This is a genomic window from Planococcus antarcticus DSM 14505, from assembly GCF_001687565.2.
Lineage (GTDB): Bacteria > Bacillota > Bacilli > Bacillales_A > Planococcaceae > Planococcus > Planococcus antarcticus.
Window position 1 is genome coordinate 2,485,682 of sequence record NZ_CP016534.2, and the last position, 17,917, is coordinate 2,503,598.

Here is a 17,917-nt window from a genome sequence, read left to right on the forward strand (position 1 = left end):
TTAGGAACTTGACACAAAAAGGTATACTATTAAAAGAGTAACTATCTAAATGGAGGGTTTACCCATGGAATTTATCGTACCTTTTAAAGGTGAAGTGAAATTTAAGTTGATATTGGATCCGACCGTCTGGATTTTCGACGACCGCAAATTGAACCTTGAAACGTATTTCCAAGAAGAACGGATCGCGAAAGATGAGCTCGAGGAGTACAAGCGCGGAATGGGCGAACATTGGTCTCGTGAAATCATGGAAGGCAGTACAGTTCCACCAACTTTGAATTCAGAAAAAACTTACAAGAGTAAAGAAAAGAAAGAAATGCTGACAGGAACTTTCGGCATTTTGTTCAAGCCCTTCCTCTTGAATGCAGAACCGCGTGAACATGCAAAGCGTGTAGTTTTTGAAACATTGAACGGAGAATTCGAGTTTCCGATTGAACACGCAGAACAGTTGATTTTCAAGTTCAGCGACCATGGCAAGCCATTGAAGGAAAATGGTCCCGTCCATGTCCTTCTTCCAGATGGCTCCAATCAGGAAAATCCCATTACCGATATCCAAGCTATCCGAGTCGAATAGGAGTGATTCAGTATGCGCGTACAATGCGTAATCTGCGATAAAATTGAAGAACTAGTAGATGATACACTCCAGGCAAAGCGCCTGCGCAACAGACCCATCCACACCCATATGTGCAATGAATGCCATGATCGAATCACACAAAGGACCAAAGAGCGCTTAGCGACCGGTTCTTTCCGCTTTTACCGTAGCTCCCGCAGCATTGAGGATGATTTCTGATGAAGCTCTTAAAAGGCATCTGGATTGGATTCTGGAGTGGGTTGGTTTTGGGGCTTTTACTGAAATGGATTCAATCTGTCACTGGTGAACAAGTATATACTCTTTTATTGAATGTTGATTTCATACCAGTGATTGGCGATGTACAATGGTCTGAGATTACAGAATTCGTTTTTCATATGATCATCTCGCTAATCATCGGAGTAGTTTTTGTCTATCTAGCAAAAAGGCGCAATTACTCATTTGGCCAATTGGTAATTATTAGTTTACTAATGTCCGCACCTTTTCCTTTCCTCTATTTTCTGTTGTCTTGGCTTGCTATCAATGCTGATGTGCCAGCCATCACGGACTGGGGAGCGTTTCTTTATTGGGTTTTCGCCCATCTCACGTACTCTTTGTTGGTGCCAATTCTGTATAAAACCTTTGAACGCAAAAACGCTGTATCTCAATGAGATACAGCGTTTTCGCGTTTTTCGCGCCATAAGCGGATTTTATAAAGAATCAGTATAAGCGCTGCGATAACTAGCCCTTCAACAACCGGTAGGAAAAAGGCAAGAAACGTAAGCCCCAAACCACCGATTGCCAGAAATAGGCCAATCATTGCATTTTTTCCAAATGATAACTTTTTAGCAAACCCAAGTTTATAAACGAATGCCGAAAGCAAGAGAATTACCGCAAACAATGCGTATCCCGCCATTTCGTAACTCGGCAGATTCTGATATAAAATTCGGGCTACCGGATACATATTGTCATAGACAAAAGCTTGTTCGTCCACGGGCTATACATCCTTCCCATTCGCTTATTCTTCGATTGCAACTTTCTTTTTCTTGGCCATACGCTCACGTTCGTTTTTATCAAGAATTTTTTTGCGCAAACGAATCGTTTGTGGTGTAATTTCGCAATACTCATCATCGTTCAAGTATTCAAGGGCTTCTTCAAGACTCATCAAACGTGCTTTTTTCATCGTTGTTGTTTGGTCTTTGTTAGCTGAACGGATGTTCGTTGCAGCTTTGATTTTTACGATATTTACTGTCAAGTCGCTGTCGCGGTTATGCTGCCCAACGATCATGCCTTCGTAAATTTCAGCGCCAACTTCAACAAATGAAGTTCCGCGGTCTTCGATCCCCATCAAGCCGTAAGTCGAAACTTTTCCACGCTCCATAGAGACCAATACACCTTCGCGACGTCCGCCAACACGGCCAGAAGCAACTGGCTGGTAGCTATCGAATGTGTGGTTAATAATTCCGTAACCGCGAGTTTGTGTCAAGAATTCGGTTGTATAACCGATCAATCCACGAGCCGGTACGTTAAACACCATACGGACTTGTCCGCTGCCATTGTTTATCATATCAAGCATTTCGCCTTTACGTTCTCCAAGAGATTCGATGATCGCACCCGTATATTCTTCTGGCACATCTACTTGTACGCGTTCAACTGGCTCACAACGAACTCCATCAACCATGCGTACAATTACTTCTGGTTTTGATACTTGAATTTCGAAACCTTCACGGCGCATGTTTTCAATTAAAATCGACAAATGCAATTCTCCGCGTCCGGATACAACCCAAGCGTCTGGTGAATCTGTAGGATCCACACGCAATGAAACATCAGTTTCCAATTGAGCATCCAAACGTTCCTGAATTTTTCTTGATGTAATAAATTTCCCTTCTTTACCTGCAAACGGGCTGTTATTGACAAGGAAAGTCATTTGAAGAGTTGGTTCATCAATGCGTAGAATCGGTAAAGCTTCCTGATGTGTCTGCGGACATACAGTTTCTCCGACGTTGATATCTTCCATACCCGATACGGCAATCAAGTCGCCAGCTTCAGCTTTTTGGATCTCAATCCGCTTAAGACCCATGAAACCATGAATTTTAGTGACACGGAAGTTTTTCACAGTACCATCGAGTTTCATCAATGCTACTGATTGTCCTACTTCAATTGTTCCGCGGAATACGCGGCCGATTCCGATACGTCCAACGTAATCATTGTAGTCAAGAAGAGCAACCTGGAATTGAAGTGGCTCATCTCTGTTATCGATAGGCGCTGGCACATGTTCCATGATGGCATCATAAACAACTTGCATGTTTTCTTGTTGATCAGCAGGATCAGAAGAAAGACTTGCTGTACCATTCATACCCGATGCAAAGATAACCGGGAATTCTAATTGCTCGTCATTCGCTTCAAGCTCGATGAACAATTCGATGACCTCGTCAACCACTTCTTCAGGACGTGCGAAGTCGCGGTCAATTTTGTTAACGACAACGATTGGTTTCAAATTCTGCTCAAGTGCTTTTTTCAACACAAAGCGTGTTTGTGGCATACAGCCTTCATAAGCATCCACTACTAATAGGACACCATCAACCATTTTCATGATACGTTCAACTTCTCCGCCGAAATCGGCGTGTCCAGGAGTATCCAAGATATTGATTTTGGCATCTTTGTATTGAATCGCAGTGTTTTTCGCAAGAATTGTGATTCCGCGTTCTCTTTCAATATCATTAGAGTCCATAGCTCGTTCATCCATATGCTCATTTGAACGGAAAATCCCAGATTGCTGAAGAAGTTGATCCACCAAAGTTGTTTTACCGTGGTCAACGTGGGCAATAATTGCAATGTTTCTTAAGTCGTTACGTAGGTTAGTCATATTTTCACTCCAATATTCTTTTTTCATGTCTATAACTGTGCTAGTATAGCACATATAGGTTTAAAACCCTAAGATTTTATTTCAGGCAGTAAGCTACAGGAGGAAAATCGAGTGATAAGCTTAATGAAAAATACAAAATGGGTCTTTGTACTGTATTCCTTAGCAGCATTATTAGCAATGGTTGGAATTGGCTTAGCTGTTGGCCTGCGTAGTGTACTAGGTATATTTGCAGCAATATTAGTACTTTGTTTGATCATGGGCATGGGCTTTAAAAAGAAAAAAGAAATGCGGGAAGCCGGATTACTATAATTATAAAAAAAGATGCGGAATTCCGCATCTTTTTTTACTTGAATTTTATATATTTTTTTAACAACTCGCTGTGGATAGCTGGATTGGCTGCGATAAACGTATCTTGTTTCAATAAGTTCGCAGGATCGCCTTTGAAATTCGTCGTCACTGCTCCAACTTCTTGTGCAATTACCATGCCCCCTGCAATGTCCCAAGGTGACAATCTCATGGAAATATAAGCATCGACACGTCCGCTCGCCAGATAAGCAAGTTCGAGTGCTGCTGAACCATAAGAACGTGTACCACGGACATCACGTATCAACTGGATGATCGCATCGTTATCCAGATACCGATTCGGGATTGTCCACGTGGCGTTCATAGCCACAATCGATTCGGTTATCTCCATTTCTAGGAGTGGCTTCATTTGCTCATCATTGTAATATGCCCCACCGTCTTTAACTCCGTGGTACAAATCATCATTGACGACATCGTAAATATAACCAAGTTTGCCGACTCCATCTAGATATATGCCAATTGAGATAGCAAAATTGCGTTTCTGGTGAACAAAATTCATTGTGCCATCAATCGGATCTAGTAGCCAAATGACCCCTTCCGAACTTTGAATATCATCCCCGAAGCCTTCTTCTCCAAAAATCCGATGACCCGGAAAGTCTCTGCGGATACGGCCGATGAAGAATTGTTCAATCTCTTTGTCCATATTCGTCACCAGGTCATTCGCATTTGATTTTGATTCAATGGTGATATCAGTCAAAAAAGAATTGCGAATCCGATGTCCAGCTTCTTTGATCAATGATTTTATGTATCTATCCATAGCATGTAAGTCCATGTATGTATCCCTCCTCATTTGTTTCAGTATAACGAAAAAGGCATCTGCTGTCTTACTCTAGCAGATGCCTTTAATGTATAGATGGATTAGAGCGCATGGAGGGCCTCCAGTTCTACGTGAATTTCTTGAAGCCGCTGCTTGCTTTTAGACATTTGATGTTCGTCTTTCTGCTGTATCGCGTCAAATAATGAAGCAAGTTCATAATCGAGTTCCAGTTTCAGCACGTGTACGTATTCTTTCTCTACATCCGCTTTGCGGATTATCTGAATCATCTGTTTCATAATGAGCACCCCTTTCTCACCATACTCCGAAAATTCTGACTAATCATGTTACAACTTTATAATACCACTTTATTCAAATGAAATCTATTAGCAAAACCGTATTTATATTCTTTTTTCCCGAACTTCGTTAAAATGAAACCTGATTGCCTAAATTAAAGGAGGATATTTATTTGAAGCCTTATTGGAACGAACAAGATTTTGAAGTTTTCAACACTCCTGGCCTCGATGCAAGGATGTCTGCGCTTGCTGAATTCATCCGTCCGAAGTTCGAAGAATTAGGAACAGAATTCTCTTTATTTTTCTCCGGAAAAACAGGAGATGAGTTTTTCCCCCATGTTGCTAAACATATGCGCAGAACTGTAAACCCACCAAATGACAGCTGGGTTGCCTTTGCACCGTATAAAAGAGGCTATAAAGCTGTTCCACATTTTCAAATCGGCATGTGGGAAAGTCACATATTCGTCATATTAGCTGTTATTTACGAAGCTCCCAACAAAACAACAATGGCTGGAAATTTATTGCATTCAGATGTACTAGAAAATTTACCGGGAAACTTTGTTGTTTCTGGAGACCATATGAAGCCACAGTCCGACGCTTTAAGTCAATTAGGTGATGAGGGCATTGAAAAATTACTGATTCGTTTACGCGATGTAAAAAAAGGCGAATTTGTGATTGGTCGTCATTTAACAAGAGAACAGGCTGCCTCTTTGAACAAAGAACAATTTCTTCAATTTGCCGGAGAAACCTTCGATGCCCTACTTCCTGTTTACAATGATTTGCTGCAACCAAAAAAAGAACCTGTTAGCCGCTGAGGCTACAGGTTCTTTTTTTGCTTACTTGTTTTTTAGTTTGATGGTTTCGTCGCCTGTTTTAGCTTTCATTTCTTTAATAACCCGAAAGCTAACATAGCCACTTTCTTCTTCAAATTCACGGAAATAAGTTTTTTCTTCTGATATCGAAGGAACAACTTGCTTGAATTTGCGGTAGCGTGTTAATAACTCTTGTCTGTTAATACCTTTTTCATAAGCTATTTCGATTGCTTCAAAAAAACTGACAACGTCAATAATTTCTTCTGTTGACCACTCAATTGAAAATGGATAAGAATAATCCATTAGTTATCCCTCTTTTCATCTAGAAATTGACCATTTGCCTCGGATTTCTCCAGCCTGTTTAACCATGCCCTCAATCAGTTCTTGAACTGTTGGCACATCTTTGATCATTCCAGTCACTTGCCCCGCCCAACCAAAGCCCCCATCTGTTTCTCCATGATAGATGAAACGCTTGTTGGCTTCACCACTAATATATTCTTTTAAGGCTTCATAAGTCGGCGTTTGACTTTCAATCTCAAGAATTTTATCGGTCCAGCTACTTCGCAACGTCCGCGCAGGAGCACCAATGCTACGTTTGATAATGACCGTATCGTTCTCGGAGCTATTGATCAGCTGTTGTTTATAAGCTTCTGAGGCATGAACGCATTCTTTTGTGGCAATAAAACGTGTGCCCATTTCAATACCTTCAGCACCTAACGCATGCGCTGCCATCCAGCCGCGTCCGTCGCCGATTCCACCTGAAGCAATAACTGGGATTTGCACAGCATCAACCACTTGTGGAATTAGCACCATCGTTCCGATGTCATCACGCCCTAAATGGCCGCCACCTTCTTGACCCACGACCATGACAGCGTCAGCACCAAGGCTCTCTGCTTTTTCGGCCTGTCTTCTAGCAGCTACTAGGACCAATTTTTTGATATCTGTCCCTTTCAGCTGTTCGAATATCGGAGTTGGGTTGCCGCCCGTCATCGAAACAACCGGCACTCTTTCTTCAATTGCTATATCCAGCATATGAGAAAACGAACGGTCGTGGTCACCAATCGCAAAATTAACACCAAAAGGCTTGTCCGTCAATGCTCTTACTTTTTGAATTTCTCTTCTCAATTCTTCAGGCGTTGAAAGACTCATCGCCGTGATTTGACCAAGTCCTCCAGCGTTTGAAACCGCTGCAGCTAGTTCCGCATAGGCCAAATAAGCCAACCCCCCCTGTATAATAGGATAACGGATTCCCAATAGTTCAGTCACTTTTGTTTTGAATTCCATGAACTCACTCCTTTTCTCTCTACACTTCATGTATTCGCTTCCACAATGGAAAATCCTTTTATTTTATACTATAGTGAGTTGCATCATGCTATAATTCTTTTTGTTTTCATTTTAATTAGCGAGGTGGGCTTATCATTGTCTCAATTAGAAACTCCGTTATTTGATGCACTTTTAAAGCATCGAAACCGGCACCCGATCCAATTCCATATACCTGGCCATAAAAAAGGACAGGGCGTAGATCCCGCATTCCGAGAATTTGTCGGGGATAATATTCTTTCCATTGATTTAATTAATATCGCTCCTCTGGACGATTTACATTCACCAAAAGGCGCGATTAAAAAAGCTCAAGAGCTAGCTGCCGAAGCTTTTGGAGCAGATCATACATTCTTTTCTGTACAAGGGACAAGTGGTGCGATTATGACCATGATTCTTAGCGTCGTTGGTCCCAATGACAAGATCTTGGTACCACGAAATGTCCATAAGTCTATTATGTCTGCTATTGTTTTCGCTGGCGCCATCCCGATTTTCATCCATCCTGAAGTAGATCCCGAACTTGGAATATCTCATGGAATTTCAGCAGAAGCAGTAGAAAAAGCATTGATTGAATATCCGGACACTAAAGCAGTGCTAGTCATAAATCCGACTTATTTTGGCATAGCCGCTGATTTAAAACGGATTGTCGACATTGCCCATGCACGGAATGTGCCTGTTTTAGTTGATGAAGCACACGGCGTTCACATCCATTTCCACAAATCTTTGCCTATTTCAGCGATGGCAGCAGGTGCGGATATGGCCGCGACTTCTGTTCATAAACTAGGCGGTTCCATGACACAAAGTTCCGTGCTCAATGTGCGAGAAGGACTAGTATCACCAAAACGTGTACAGTCGACTCTATCCATGCTGACCACAACATCGACGTCGTATCCAATCTTGGCATCTCTTGATACCGCACGCCGTCAATTAGCAATCAATGGTTACGACTTAATTGACCGGACGATCCGCTTGTCTCAGGATGCTCGAAAACGCATCAATAAAATTCCTCACCTGCACTGTGTAGGCAAAGAATTGTTGAATTCATCAGCTACTTTTGATTTGGACCCAACAAAGTTGTTGATTAGTGTCAAAAACCTTGGCATTACTGGTCATCAGGCTGAAGAATGGCTGAGAGAAAACGCCAACATTGAAATCGAACTTTCCGATTTGTATAATATTCTGTGCCTCGTCACAATTGGCGATAGCCGCAAAGAATTGAATTTATTAATCAATGCTCTTCAACGTATGACTGGGGCATTGGAAAGTGAGGCCGTTGTAGTTGAACCAGTCGTACTGCTTCCGGATATCCCAAGGCTTGCCATGACACCGCGCGACGCTTTTTATGCAACAACCGAAGTCATTTCAATCAATGATGCCGTCGGACGCATTTCCGCTGAATTCATAATGGTCTACCCACCCGGCATTCCTATTTTCATTCCTGGTGAAATCATAACCGAAGAAAATATTAACTATATTCATATGAACGTAGCCGCCGGATTACCCGTACAAGGACCAGAAGACGATACGCTGCAAATGCTGCGCGTAATTAAAGAACAACAAGCGATTAGGTAATTAGAAAAGTGAAAGTGCCTGTTCAGCTCCGACAGGCATAAGGCAGACCAGCAGTGTGGCGTTCTTTGCCACGCAGCTGGGTTGACTTATGACCCGAGGAGCTAGGCACTTGCAACTGGACAGCACAAAAAGCGCAAGCAGCCATGTAGACCCGACAAGCGCTGGAAGCCTTGCCGTTAATGGCGGTTTTCAGCCATTAACGGCAGAGCTGAAGCGACTCGAGGGGCTGGCTGCTTGCGCTAGACATCACGAAAAGTGAAAGTGCCTGTTCAGCTCCGACAGGCATAAGCTTGTATTGATAGCCATGAAAAAACGATCCACAGAAAAAAACCTGTGGATCGTTTTTTTAAATACCTTCGATTGTTTTTGGATCTACAAAACCATACCCTTTGTCTTCTAAGCCTTGGATAATATCTGGAAGAGCTTCTGCAGTCCAATCTCGATCGTGCATCAATAAATTGGCACCATTATTTAAGTACTCGGTATCAATCATAATTCCCGTTAACGCCTGAGCATCTTGATACTGCTTTTCCCAGTCATAGCCGTATGTCCAATTCATCAAAACCATCTCTTGGTCTTTGACAAGCTGTTTACTAAAATCAGTATTTGAGCCAAAGGGAGCGCGGAAAAATTTCGGTTTTTCACCAATAATCTCTTCTACTGCTTTGTTTACTCGTAAAATTTCTTCTTCTTGTTGCTGCTCGGTAAGATCTTTTAAATTTTGATGACTTTCAGTATGATTGCCAATCACGAAGCCCATTTCATGGATTTTCTTCACTTGTTCCTTTTTTTCATCTGTATCTAAAAAATGTCCATTAACAAAGAAAATTGCTGGGATTTCTAGACTTTTCAAGGTTTCCGCCATTTCCATTGAATGTTGGTCAGGTGCATCATCAATGGTCACCAATACGACTTTTTCAGCAGCATCTGCTATAGGCTGGACGGACCAATTGGCTGTATTGATTCGATATTGAGCTTCAACCACACCTTCTTCTTCCATTGCTTCTTTTGTTACCTCTTCTTCTTTCACTTCTTGTTTTTTTGTTTCAGCATTTTTTTCGATATTTTCTATTTCTTCAGCTTCACTCGAAGAAGTTTTAGTTTTTTCCCCACACGCCGTCAGTAAAAACGTCGCCGCTACAATAGCTATCCATTTTTTATGTACCAATCTAAACACCCCTTCACTATACAAATCTTACCACAAGAAACAATTTATTTCCCAAAAAAAAGAAGCCGCAGGGGCGACTTCTTATCAATTATTTCATGGTATGAATCGGTGTTCCAAGAGCTACTTCTGCTGCTTCCATTGTAACTTCAGCGAGCGTTGGATGAGCGTGAATTGTCATTGCGATATCTTCCACTGTCATTCCAGCTTCGATTGCAAGACCAAGTTCGGCGATCATGTCTGATGCACCCGCACCAACAATTTGTGCGCCTAACAATAAGCCATCAGATTTGCGTGAAACCAGTTTCACGAACCCTTCAGATGCGTTTAATGAAAGCGCACGGCCGTTAGCTCCGAATGGAAATTTAGCAGCGCTTGCTTCAAATCCTTCTGTTTTGGCCAGCTCTTCGGTTAACCCGACGCTTGCGAGTTCAGGATCTGTAAAGCAAACAGCCGGAATTGCCAAATAATCAACCTCTGATTTTTCGCCAGCGATTGCTTCAGCAACAACTTTGCCTTCGTAAGAAGCTTTGTGAGCCAATTGCAATCCAGCTACAACATCGCCAATTGCATAGATGTTCGGGATGTTTGTACGGCATTGCTTGTCCACTTCAATCAAGCCCCGATCGGACATTGTCAGATTCAATTCTTCAAGGCCCATTTCGTCTGTATTTGGACGACGGCCAACTGTTACAAGCGCATAATCAGCTTCCAGCGTTTTTTCTTCTCCGCCTGCTTCATAAGTTACTTTAACGCCAGAATCACTTTCTTCTACACCTTTAGCAGATGCTTTAGTGATGACTTCGACACCTTTTTTCTTTAATCCTTTTTTGACGATTGCTGTCATTTGCTTTTCGAATCCAGCAAGAATGTCAGGTGCGCCTTCAAGGATGGTTACTTCAGAGCCTAGATTAGCATATGCTGTTCCTAGTTCTATACCAATATAGCCACCACCGATAACGACCATTTTTTTCGGGATTTCCTTAAGAGCCAATGCGCCTGTAGAATTAATGACACGATCGGTAAATTTGAAAGTCGGGATTTCAACTGGACGAGATCCAGTAGCAATAATTGCATTTTTGAATTTATACGTTTGTGCTGAATTATCATCCATGATGCGAACTGTATTTTCGTCGACGAAATAAGCTTCGCCGCGCAAGATTTCGACTTTATTGCCTTTCAGAAGAGATTCAACACCGCTAGTCAATTTCTTCACGACGCTGTCTTTAAATGCTTGTGCTTTTTCAAAGTTAATCGTAACTTCTTTCGCAACAATGCCCATATCTTCCGAATGCTGAGCTTCTTCAAAACGGTGACCAACAGAAATCATCGCTTTAGAAGGGATACAACCGACGTTCAAACAAACGCCGCCAATATACTCTTTTTCAACGATTGTTACTTTTTGGCCCGTTTGTGCTGCGCGAATAGCCGCAACATAACCGCCAGGGCCTGAGCCGATTACAAGCGTATCTGTTTCAATTGGAAAATCTCCTACTACCATAAGTTTTACGCCTCCATTAATAGTAATTCAGGTTGACTTAATAAACGTTTAATATGATTTAATGCATGTTGTGCCGTTGCACCATCGATCATTCTGTGATCGAAGCTCAATGATAATGCTAACACAGGTGCTGCTACAATTTCACCATTTTTAATTACAGGTTTCTCTGCGATGCGGCCAATTCCAAGAATCGCCACTTCTGGATGGTTAATGACCGGTGTGAACCATTGCCCGCCGGCAGAACCGATATTTGTAATCGAGCATGAAGCGCCTTTCATTTCAGCAGCGGATAATTTACCATCGCGCGCTTTTGTTGCTAACCCATTGATTTCATCTGAAATCGTAAATACTGATTTACGGTCTGCGTTTTTGATAACTGGAACCATTAAGCCTTTTTCTGTATCTGCTGCAATTCCGATATTGAAATAATGCTTTTGGATAATTTCGCTTGTTTCATCATCAAATGATGTATTCAAAGCTGGGAATTCACGCAATGTGCTGACCAAAGCTTTTACTACGTATGGTAGATAAGTCAGCTTGATTTCTTTTTCTGCTGCAATATCTTTGAACTTTTTGCGGTGTGCTACGAGTTCAGTAACATCCACTTCGTCCATTAATGTTACGTGCGGAGCAGTTTGTTTAGAATGAACCATTGCTTTAGCAATTGCTTTACGTATTCCGGACATTTTCTCACGCGTTTCAGGGAATTCACCTTCAGGAGCTGCTGTTGCTTTTGGTGCAGCTGCTGCTTGATCAGTGCTTTCTTCTGCTACTTCCTGTGGTGCTTCTTCAGAATCTGTTGGTGTTGCTGCTTTTTGGTCACCGTTCATGAACGCTTCAATATCTTCTCTTAATACGCGACCATTATTACCAGAACCCGTTACTTGTTTAATGTCTATATCACTGTCGCGCGCAAATTTGCGGACAGATGGCATTGAAATCACACGAGCAGTTGGGTCAGACTCTGTTGTTGAATCAGTCTGTGTTTGTGAGCCAGCACCAGTCTGTTTTTTCGGTTCTTCTTTAACAGGTGCTTTATCAACATCTCCACCAGATTCAGCAGTACCCGCTTGTACTTGCTCTTCGGTTTCTTCTTTCACTTCAGGAGTTGCTTCTTCTTTAGCACCCTCGTCCTCGTCTTCATCGGCATCAGGTGCATCGATCCGGATCAATATATCGCCAACTACGGCTACTGTTCCTTCCTCAACCAGTACTTCTTCAATTGTTCCAGATACTGGTGATGGAATTTCAACGACAGCTTTATCATTTTGCACTTCAACAAGCACATCGTCTTCTTCGATTTTATCTCCTGCTTTGACAAACCACTTTACAATTTCACCTTCATGGATACCTTCTCCAATATCCGGCAAACGAAATTTATAAGCCATCAGTTTCACCCTTTCTTCTCTATCTATTTTAAAAAGTAAGAATTTTTTTCGCTGTTTCTACTATATCTTTCGCATTTGGAAGCCAAACTTCTTCTGCTTGTGAGAACGCGAATACTGTGTCCGGGGCTGTTACACGAAGAACGGGTGCGTCCAAACTTAAAATGGCACGTTCTGTAATTTCAGCTACGACATTAGCTGCGATACCTGCTTGCTTTTGTGCTTCTTGAACAACCATAGCACGACCGGTTTTTTCTACCGAAGCGATGATTGCTTCAATATCAAGTGGCTGAATCGTCCGTAAGTCAACGACTTCTACCGAATAATTTTCTTTTTCAAGTTCTTCAGCAGCTTTTATACTTTCTTGTACCATTGCACCGTACGTGATAATTGATAAATCTTTGCCTTCACGCTTCACTTCAGCTTTGCCTAATGGAATCGTGTATTCTTCTTCGGGAACTTCCTGGCGAAACGATCGATAAAGTTTCATATGCTCAAGAAAAATAACTGGGTCATTGTCGCGGATGGCTGAAATGAGCAAGCCTTTTGCATCATACGGTGTAGATGGAATGACTACTTTCAAACCCGGTGAAGCCGCCATCAGCCCTTCAAGTGAGTCAGCATGCATTTCAGGAGTATGAACACCCCCGCCAAATGGAGCACGAATCGTTACAGGTGCATTTTGGCTGCCACCACTACGGTAACGCATACGTGCCATCTGTCCACTAATCGAATCCATTACTTCAAAAACAAAACCGAAAAACTGAATTTCCGGCACTGGACGATAACCTTGTAAAGACAAACCAATCGCGAGTCCGCCAATACCTGATTCTGCTAGAGGTGTATCAAATACCCGATCTTCGCCAAATTCTTTTTGGAGACCTTCTGTTGCTCGGAAAACTCCACCGTTGTTTCCAACATCTTCGCCGAAAACAAGGACATTTTCATCGTTTTTCAGCTCTGTTTTCAGGGCGTCCGTAATCGCTTGGATCATTGTTAATTGTGCCATGGCTTACTTCGACTCCTTTGCTTTATAAATATCCATTTGCTCTTGTATGTTGAACGGCATTTCTTCATACATAAATCCGAGCAAATCAGTCACTTTCTGTTTTGGTGCAGCATCTGCTTTTTTGATTGCAGCTTTGATTTCGTCTTTAGCTTGTTCCATTACTTCCTTTTCTTTTTCTTCGCTCCATAAATTTTTAGCTTCCAAATACTTACGGAAACGAACGAGTGGATCTTTCTTTTCCCATTCGCTGTCGATGTCAGAAGTACGGTAACGCGTCGGATCATCGCCTGCCATTGTATGTGGACCATATCGATAGCAAAACGTTTCAATAAGTGTCGGTCCGTCGCCTTTAATTGCGCGTTCGCGTGCATCGCGTGTTACAGCATATACAGCTAGTGGATCCATTCCGTCAACAAAAACTCCTGGAATGCCGGCTGCTACTGCTTTTTGAGCAATTGTTTTTGCCGCAGTTTGAACCTCACGTGGTGTGGAAATTGCGTATTGGTTATTTTGAACGATAAAAATAGCCGGTGCTCGGAAAGACCCAGCAAAGTTGATTCCTTCGTAGAAATCGCCTTGTGAAGAACCGCCTTCTCCTGTATAAGTAACGGCAACTGTCTCTTTTTTACGTTTCTGCATCCCAAGTGCCACACCGGTAGCTTGGATAAACTGAGCGCCGATGATGATTTGAGGAGGTAAAACATTCAATCCTTCAGGCATCTGATTGCCCATGAAATGTCCGCGAGAAAATAGGAATGCTTGATGCAAAGGCCAGCCATGCCAAATCAACTGAGGGACATCGCGATAGCCAGGAAGGATAAAATCTTCTTTTTCCAACGCAAAATGTGAAGCTAATTGTGAAGCTTCTTGCCCTGCAGTTGGAGCATAGAACCCTAAACGACCTTGGCGGTTCAGAGAAATAGAACGCTGATCCAAAATTCGTGTATAAACCATTCTTCTCATCAATTCCTGGAGATCCTCATCAGAAAGCTTCGGATCAGCTTCTTTGTTGACGATTTCGCCTTCTTCGTTCAAGATCTGAACCATTTCAAACTTCTCTTCGATTGCGTTAAGTGTTTCCACTGGATCGAACTGCTGTGATTTTTTCGCAGCCATAAAAGCAACTCTCCTTTTTCATCTGTATTAAAATAATTACATACAATTTATGATACAATTTCGCATTCCTTTTCAGTATACGTCACAAGAATAACTCGGTCAATCATAGACAATCTGACATTTTTGGACAATAGTAATTGCAAGATAATTCTCTTTTTCTCAAACTGTATTAGTTAATTTTGATCTCTGTATTATAATACAGGCGCAATAACAAACATCTTTTATAGCACAGAAAAAACGGCCCTATAGGCCGTTTATTCTTCACTTTTACTTAGTCTTTCCAGTGTAGTATCCTTCAAATCATTTACCTGTTGCGTTAATTCATTAAACTCTGTAACAGCCAACTGCACCTGCTCATTTTGTTTATTCACTTCCGCAGCCTTTTCCTGAAGCATTTGCAATGTACTTTCATCGTTCTTCAGCATTTCATATAATTCTTTCTGACGAACAATCAATTCCTCATAAGCTTCTGCAAATCGGTCATGCGCTGTAAAGCGCTCCAGCATCCCTGCTTTTAGCGCCTCCAAATCTGCTTTGACGGATTCCTCTTCGGCTGATTCAATCACTCCATCGATTTCAGCAAAATTTACTTCAGCCGACTGCATCGATTCCTTCTCGGCCTGAAGGAATTCAAGCCGTTCGTTTGCTGAATCAAGCGCTTCCTGCGCCTGTTCCGCCACCAGATCTTGTTGTTCTTTTGTCAAGGCCATTATTTCTTCGAACAATTGCTGTTCTGCTTTTTCACGTTCTTCAAGATCGTCCTGCACTGCACGATAATCCTTTTCTTCGTTGAAGGTGTCATTCAATATCTGATCCAAATCTTCACGAATGCCGGACCCTGAACAGGCAGTTAACAACAGAAGGCTAGATATTGTAGCTGCCATCCATACTTTTTTCATTATAATTCACTCCTTAATTTCCATGAATTAACTATAGTATGTGAAAGGGCAAAATACAACTCGGCCTACAGCTTTTTCTTTTTTCAAAATTGCTGAGTTGAGTTATACTAAAATATATAGCAAGCCATTTGAAAGGATGAAATCACTTGATACGAATGAAAGACATTATACGTGAAGGTCATCCTACCCTCAGAAAACGTTCAGAAGAAGTGAAATTCCCGTTATCTGAAGAAATCCGTAAATTGGGTGGAGACCTTCTGGAATATGTAGTAAACAGTCAGGACGACGAACTGGCTGAAAAACACGATTTGCGTCCCGGCGTTGGAATTGCAGCGCCTCAAATAAATAGAGCGCAACGGATTTTTGTCCTGCATTTTGATGACAGTACAGGAGAAAATCTCAGCATGGTCGCCGTCAACCCCAAAATCGTCAGCCATTCTGTAGAAAAATCTTATTTAGCTGCTGGAGAAGGTTGTTTGTCTGTTGATCGTGTAATTCCTGGCTATGTCCCGAGATATGCCCGGGTTACCGTCAAAGCTTTTAACTTAGATGGAGAAGAAATCAAAATGCGTTTGAAAGGCCTTCCTGCCATCGCGTTCCAACACGAACTCGATCATTTGAATGGCGTCATGTTCTTTGACCATATCGATTCAAAAAACCCATTCGCTGAAATTGAAAATGCCATTGCAATCGAAAGAGACTCGGCTGAGTAAGCCGAGTCTCTTTTTTATAGTTGTAAATATTCGTCTTTGGTTCTACACAGGCGCTTGCGCTTTTCTGGTTGTCCAGACTCCAGCGCCTATCTCTTCGGGTCATAAGTCAACCCAGCTGCGTGGCAAAGTCCGCCACACTGCTGGTCTGTCTTATGCCTGTCAGAGCTTAACAGGCGCTTGCGCTTTTCTTTTTGTCTAGACTCCAGCGCCTATCTCTTCGGGTCATAAGTCAACCCAGCTGCGTGGCAAAGTCCGCCACACTGCTGGTCTGTCTTATGCCTGTCAGAGCTTAACAGGCGCTTGCGCTTTTCTTTTTCAAATCAATTTCAGATGCTTGAACGCCTTTGCCAAACCGTCGTTGTCGACGTGATCAGTGACGTATGATGCGCGTTTTTTTGTTTCTTCGTGGCCGTTCTCCATCGCTACGCTGTAACCGGCAATATCCATCATCTGCAGGTCGTTCAGACCGTCTCCAAATGCGATTGTTTCTTCGATTGAGTGTCCGGTAGCACGAATCAAATTCTCAATACCGCTTGCCTTGGTACCTCCTTTTGGCGTAATGTCGCATGACACGCGGTGCCATCGGACAAAGTCTACTTGCTTGAACGTATCATGGTATTGTTGCTCTTCTTCTTTTTCACAGAAAACCAACGCCTGATACACTTCATTGTTTAAGTGAAAATCTTTATGCACCTCAGGATGAGGCATTTTTAAGGTTTTGATGCTTTCATCGATGTCCGGATGAAAATCAATAGAGGATACCATTTTCTTCTCATTCATGAAAACGATTGGATGATTACGCTGTTCTGCATATTCAAAGATATCGTTCAGCGTGCTTGAATCAATTGCCTCTTTATGGATAGCTTGTCCTTTGTGGACAATATATTGACCGTTAAATGTAATATAAGTATCAATGTTCAGTTCCTTTAAAATCTTAGTGATCATGAACGGTCCACGTCCTGTAGCAATGGCCAAATCGTGGCCATTCAGCCGTGCCTGTTCCAAGGCTTCTTTTGCAGAAGCTGGCAATTTCTTATGGGAATCCAACAAGGTTCCATCAATATCCAGCAATAATAATTTAGGCATTTTTTAGTCTCCATTCTGTTTGATAAGTCTTTTAAATCAAAGCGTGACTTCTTTACAATTGTCAGAAAACGCAGTATAATCGCTTTAAGGAGTGGTTAGCCATGTTGAAACGTTTGAAAAGAAAACTTCTCAGACAACTCAATGGCATCATGAACAAAAAGAAAATTGCATAAACGTTTTAGCCCTTCTTTATAAATAAGGAGGGCTATTCTTTATTTTAGTCTAATGACATGATAATATAAAGGAAGTGCATTTATTTGAGCGTGGAAAAAGGAGAGCAAACAATGATTTTTAAAGTATATTACCAGGAAAACCGTTTTGAAGTACCAGTTCGCGAAAATACCCAAAGCCTTTATGTGGAAGCAGCATCCGAGCGTGAAGTCCGACACCACTTAAAAGACCGCAACTACAATGTTGAACTTATCCAACTACTCGAAGGCAACCACCTCGAGTATGAACAGGCGAGCCAATATTACGAAGTTGAGAGCATCGAATAAC

21 protein-coding genes are annotated in these 17,917 nt (G+C 42.0%); 8 read left to right on the top strand and 13 right to left on the bottom strand.

Annotated elements, in window-relative coordinates; all coding sequences use genetic code 11:
* Positions 1-64 precede the first annotated feature (64 nt).
* From BBH88_RS12465 to BBH88_RS12475, 3 genes are read left to right on the top strand one after another with little or no spacing between them, the layout of a single operon-like run.
* Positions 65-571, top strand: coding sequence for a hypothetical protein (locus BBH88_RS12465; RefSeq protein WP_006828872.1), 507 nt, complete (start codon positions 65-67; stop codon positions 569-571).
* A gap of 12 nt (positions 572-583) precedes the next feature.
* Positions 584-787, top strand: a complete 204-nt coding sequence (locus tag BBH88_RS12470) for a YlaI family protein (RefSeq protein WP_006828873.1) — start codon at positions 584-586, stop codon at positions 785-787.
* Positions 787-1,236, top strand: a complete 450-nt coding sequence (locus BBH88_RS12475; RefSeq protein WP_006828874.1) for a hypothetical protein — start codon at positions 787-789, stop codon at positions 1,234-1,236. The genes BBH88_RS12470 and BBH88_RS12475 overlap by 1 nt, the downstream gene beginning before the upstream one ends.
* Here BBH88_RS12475 and BBH88_RS12480 read toward each other — a convergent pair.
* Positions 1,230-1,559, bottom strand: coding sequence for a YlaH-like family protein (locus BBH88_RS12480; RefSeq protein ID WP_006828875.1), 330 nt, complete (start codon positions 1,557-1,559; stop codon positions 1,230-1,232). The two genes, BBH88_RS12475 and BBH88_RS12480, sit on opposite strands and share 7 nt — an antisense overlap.
* 24 nt (positions 1,560-1,583) lie before the next feature.
* On the bottom strand, positions 1,584-3,431 hold the full coding sequence (typA, locus tag BBH88_RS12485; RefSeq protein WP_006828876.1) for a translational GTPase TypA: 1,848 nt from the start codon (positions 3,429-3,431) through the stop codon (positions 1,584-1,586).
* Between the two features lie 123 nt (positions 3,432-3,554).
* Between typA and BBH88_RS12490 the strand changes: the two genes are divergently transcribed.
* Positions 3,555-3,740, top strand: coding sequence for a YlaF family protein (locus BBH88_RS12490; protein ID WP_040851962.1), 186 nt, complete (start codon positions 3,555-3,557; stop codon positions 3,738-3,740).
* Between the two features lie 34 nt (positions 3,741-3,774).
* Here the strand turns inward: BBH88_RS12490 and BBH88_RS12495 are convergent, their stop codons facing one another.
* Together BBH88_RS12495 and BBH88_RS12500 are read right to left on the bottom strand one after the other, a co-directional pair.
* A complete protein-coding gene (locus BBH88_RS12495) occupies positions 3,775-4,566 on the bottom strand; it encodes an inositol monophosphatase family protein (RefSeq protein ID WP_065536739.1) in 792 nt (263 codons plus the stop codon).
* Between the two features lie 86 nt (positions 4,567-4,652).
* Positions 4,653-4,847 (bottom strand): hypothetical protein, encoded by a 195-nt coding sequence (locus tag BBH88_RS12500; RefSeq protein ID WP_006828879.1) that lies wholly within the window; start codon positions 4,845-4,847, stop codon positions 4,653-4,655.
* Positions 4,848-5,017: 170 nt separating this feature from the next.
* Between BBH88_RS12500 and BBH88_RS12505 the strand changes: the two genes are divergently transcribed.
* Positions 5,018-5,659, top strand: a complete 642-nt coding sequence (locus BBH88_RS12505) for a YktB family protein (RefSeq protein WP_065536738.1) — start codon at positions 5,018-5,020, stop codon at positions 5,657-5,659.
* A 21-nt stretch (positions 5,660-5,680) separates the two neighbouring features.
* Here the strand turns inward: BBH88_RS12505 and BBH88_RS12510 are convergent, their stop codons facing one another.
* Together BBH88_RS12510 and BBH88_RS12515 are read right to left on the bottom strand one after the other, a co-directional pair.
* Complete coding sequence (locus tag BBH88_RS12510; RefSeq protein ID WP_065536737.1) at positions 5,681-5,959, bottom strand: UPF0223 family protein; 279 nt, start codon at positions 5,957-5,959, stop codon at positions 5,681-5,683.
* A 15-nt stretch (positions 5,960-5,974) separates the two neighbouring features.
* Positions 5,975-6,940 carry an NAD(P)H-dependent flavin oxidoreductase gene (locus BBH88_RS12515; protein WP_065536736.1) on the bottom strand — a complete coding sequence of 322 codons (966 nt, stop codon included), beginning with the start codon at positions 6,938-6,940 and terminating at the stop codon, positions 5,975-5,977.
* A gap of 135 nt (positions 6,941-7,075) precedes the next feature.
* On the opposite strand from BBH88_RS12515, the gene BBH88_RS12520 reads away from it, so the two are divergent.
* A complete protein-coding gene (locus BBH88_RS12520) occupies positions 7,076-8,545 on the top strand; it encodes an aminotransferase class I/II-fold pyridoxal phosphate-dependent enzyme (protein WP_065536735.1) in 1,470 nt (489 codons plus the stop codon).
* Between the two features lie 346 nt (positions 8,546-8,891).
* Here BBH88_RS12520 and BBH88_RS12525 read toward each other — a convergent pair whose 3' ends face one another.
* From BBH88_RS12525 to BBH88_RS12550, 6 genes are all read right to left on the bottom strand, one after another.
* Positions 8,892-9,713 carry a polysaccharide deacetylase family protein gene (locus BBH88_RS12525; RefSeq protein ID WP_006828031.1) on the bottom strand — a complete coding sequence of 274 codons (822 nt, stop codon included), beginning with the start codon at positions 9,711-9,713 and terminating at the stop codon, positions 8,892-8,894.
* Positions 9,714-9,801: 88 nt separating this feature from the next.
* The gene (gene lpdA / locus BBH88_RS12530; protein WP_006828032.1) at positions 9,802-11,211 is read right to left on the bottom strand and encodes a dihydrolipoyl dehydrogenase; all 1,410 of its coding nucleotides are present in this window, start codon (positions 11,209-11,211) and stop codon (positions 9,802-9,804) included.
* A gap of 5 nt (positions 11,212-11,216) precedes the next feature.
* Entirely contained in the window at positions 11,217-12,599 is a 1,383-nt protein-coding gene (locus BBH88_RS12535; RefSeq protein ID WP_006828033.1) for a dihydrolipoamide acetyltransferase family protein, read from the bottom strand.
* A gap of 28 nt (positions 12,600-12,627) precedes the next feature.
* Positions 12,628-13,605 (bottom strand): alpha-ketoacid dehydrogenase subunit beta, encoded by a 978-nt coding sequence (locus tag BBH88_RS12540; RefSeq protein ID WP_006828034.1) that lies wholly within the window; start codon positions 13,603-13,605, stop codon positions 12,628-12,630.
* A 3-nt stretch (positions 13,606-13,608) separates the two neighbouring features.
* Entirely contained in the window at positions 13,609-14,721 is a 1,113-nt protein-coding gene (pdhA, locus tag BBH88_RS12545; RefSeq protein WP_006828035.1) for a pyruvate dehydrogenase (acetyl-transferring) E1 component subunit alpha, read from the bottom strand.
* 254 nt (positions 14,722-14,975) lie between these two features.
* Positions 14,976-15,620 (bottom strand): YkyA family protein, encoded by a 645-nt coding sequence (locus BBH88_RS12550; RefSeq protein ID WP_006828036.1) that lies wholly within the window; start codon positions 15,618-15,620, stop codon positions 14,976-14,978.
* 146 nt (positions 15,621-15,766) lie between these two features.
* Between BBH88_RS12550 and def the strand changes: the two genes are divergently transcribed.
* Positions 15,767-16,333 carry a peptide deformylase gene (gene def, locus BBH88_RS12555; RefSeq protein ID WP_006828037.1) on the top strand — a complete coding sequence of 189 codons (567 nt, stop codon included), beginning with the start codon at positions 15,767-15,769 and terminating at the stop codon, positions 16,331-16,333.
* Between the two features lie 315 nt (positions 16,334-16,648).
* Here def and BBH88_RS12560 read toward each other — a convergent pair whose 3' ends face one another.
* Complete coding sequence (locus BBH88_RS12560; protein ID WP_006831188.1) at positions 16,649-17,419, bottom strand: Cof-type HAD-IIB family hydrolase; 771 nt, start codon at positions 17,417-17,419, stop codon at positions 16,649-16,651.
* 284 nt (positions 17,420-17,703) lie between these two features.
* Between BBH88_RS12560 and BBH88_RS12565 the strand changes: the two genes are divergently transcribed.
* Positions 17,704-17,916: a DNA-dependent RNA polymerase subunit epsilon gene (locus tag BBH88_RS12565; RefSeq protein WP_006831187.1), complete on the top strand. Its 213-nt coding sequence runs from the start codon at positions 17,704-17,706 to the stop codon at positions 17,914-17,916.
* The last annotated feature ends 1 nt before the right edge of the window (position 17,917 follow it).

What these genes read in the sequence shown, in the direction of transcription:
- BBH88_RS12560 (WP_006831188.1), bottom strand. Translation starts at nt 17,419, where the DNA reads ATGCCTAAATTATTATTGCTGGATATTGATGGAACCTTGTTGGATTCC.
- BBH88_RS12550 (WP_006828036.1), bottom strand. Translation starts at nt 15,620, where the DNA reads ATGAAAAAAGTATGGATGGCAGCTACAATATCTAGCCTTCTGTTGTTA.
- BBH88_RS12535 (WP_006828033.1), bottom strand. Translation starts at nt 12,599, where the DNA reads ATGGCTTATAAATTTCGTTTGCCGGATATTGGAGAAGGTATCCATGAA.
- BBH88_RS12490 (WP_040851962.1), top strand. Translation starts at nt 3,555, where the DNA reads ATGAAAAATACAAAATGGGTCTTTGTACTGTATTCCTTAGCAGCATTA.
- BBH88_RS12515 (WP_065536736.1), bottom strand. Translation starts at nt 6,940, where the DNA reads ATGGAATTCAAAACAAAAGTGACTGAACTATTGGGAATCCGTTATCCT.
- BBH88_RS12500 (WP_006828879.1), bottom strand. Translation starts at nt 4,847, where the DNA reads ATGAAACAGATGATTCAGATAATCCGCAAAGCGGATGTAGAGAAAGAA.
- BBH88_RS12465 (WP_006828872.1), top strand. Translation starts at nt 65, where the DNA reads ATGGAATTTATCGTACCTTTTAAAGGTGAAGTGAAATTTAAGTTGATA.
- typA (WP_006828876.1), bottom strand. Translation starts at nt 3,431, where the DNA reads ATGACTAACCTACGTAACGACTTAAGAAACATTGCAATTATTGCCCAC.
- pdhA (WP_006828035.1), bottom strand. Translation starts at nt 14,721, where the DNA reads ATGGCTGCGAAAAAATCACAGCAGTTCGATCCAGTGGAAACACTTAAC.
- BBH88_RS12540 (WP_006828034.1), bottom strand. Translation starts at nt 13,605, where the DNA reads ATGGCACAATTAACAATGATCCAAGCGATTACGGACGCCCTGAAAACA.
- BBH88_RS12495 (WP_065536739.1), bottom strand. Translation starts at nt 4,566, where the DNA reads ATGGACTTACATGCTATGGATAGATACATAAAATCATTGATCAAAGAA.
- BBH88_RS12510 (WP_065536737.1), bottom strand. Translation starts at nt 5,959, where the DNA reads ATGGATTATTCTTATCCATTTTCAATTGAGTGGTCAACAGAAGAAATT.
- BBH88_RS12565 (WP_006831187.1), top strand. Translation starts at nt 17,704, where the DNA reads ATGATTTTTAAAGTATATTACCAGGAAAACCGTTTTGAAGTACCAGTT.
- BBH88_RS12470 (WP_006828873.1), top strand. Translation starts at nt 584, where the DNA reads ATGCGCGTACAATGCGTAATCTGCGATAAAATTGAAGAACTAGTAGAT.
- BBH88_RS12475 (WP_006828874.1), top strand. Translation starts at nt 787, where the DNA reads ATGAAGCTCTTAAAAGGCATCTGGATTGGATTCTGGAGTGGGTTGGTT.
- lpdA (WP_006828032.1), bottom strand. Translation starts at nt 11,211, where the DNA reads ATGGTAGTAGGAGATTTTCCAATTGAAACAGATACGCTTGTAATCGGC.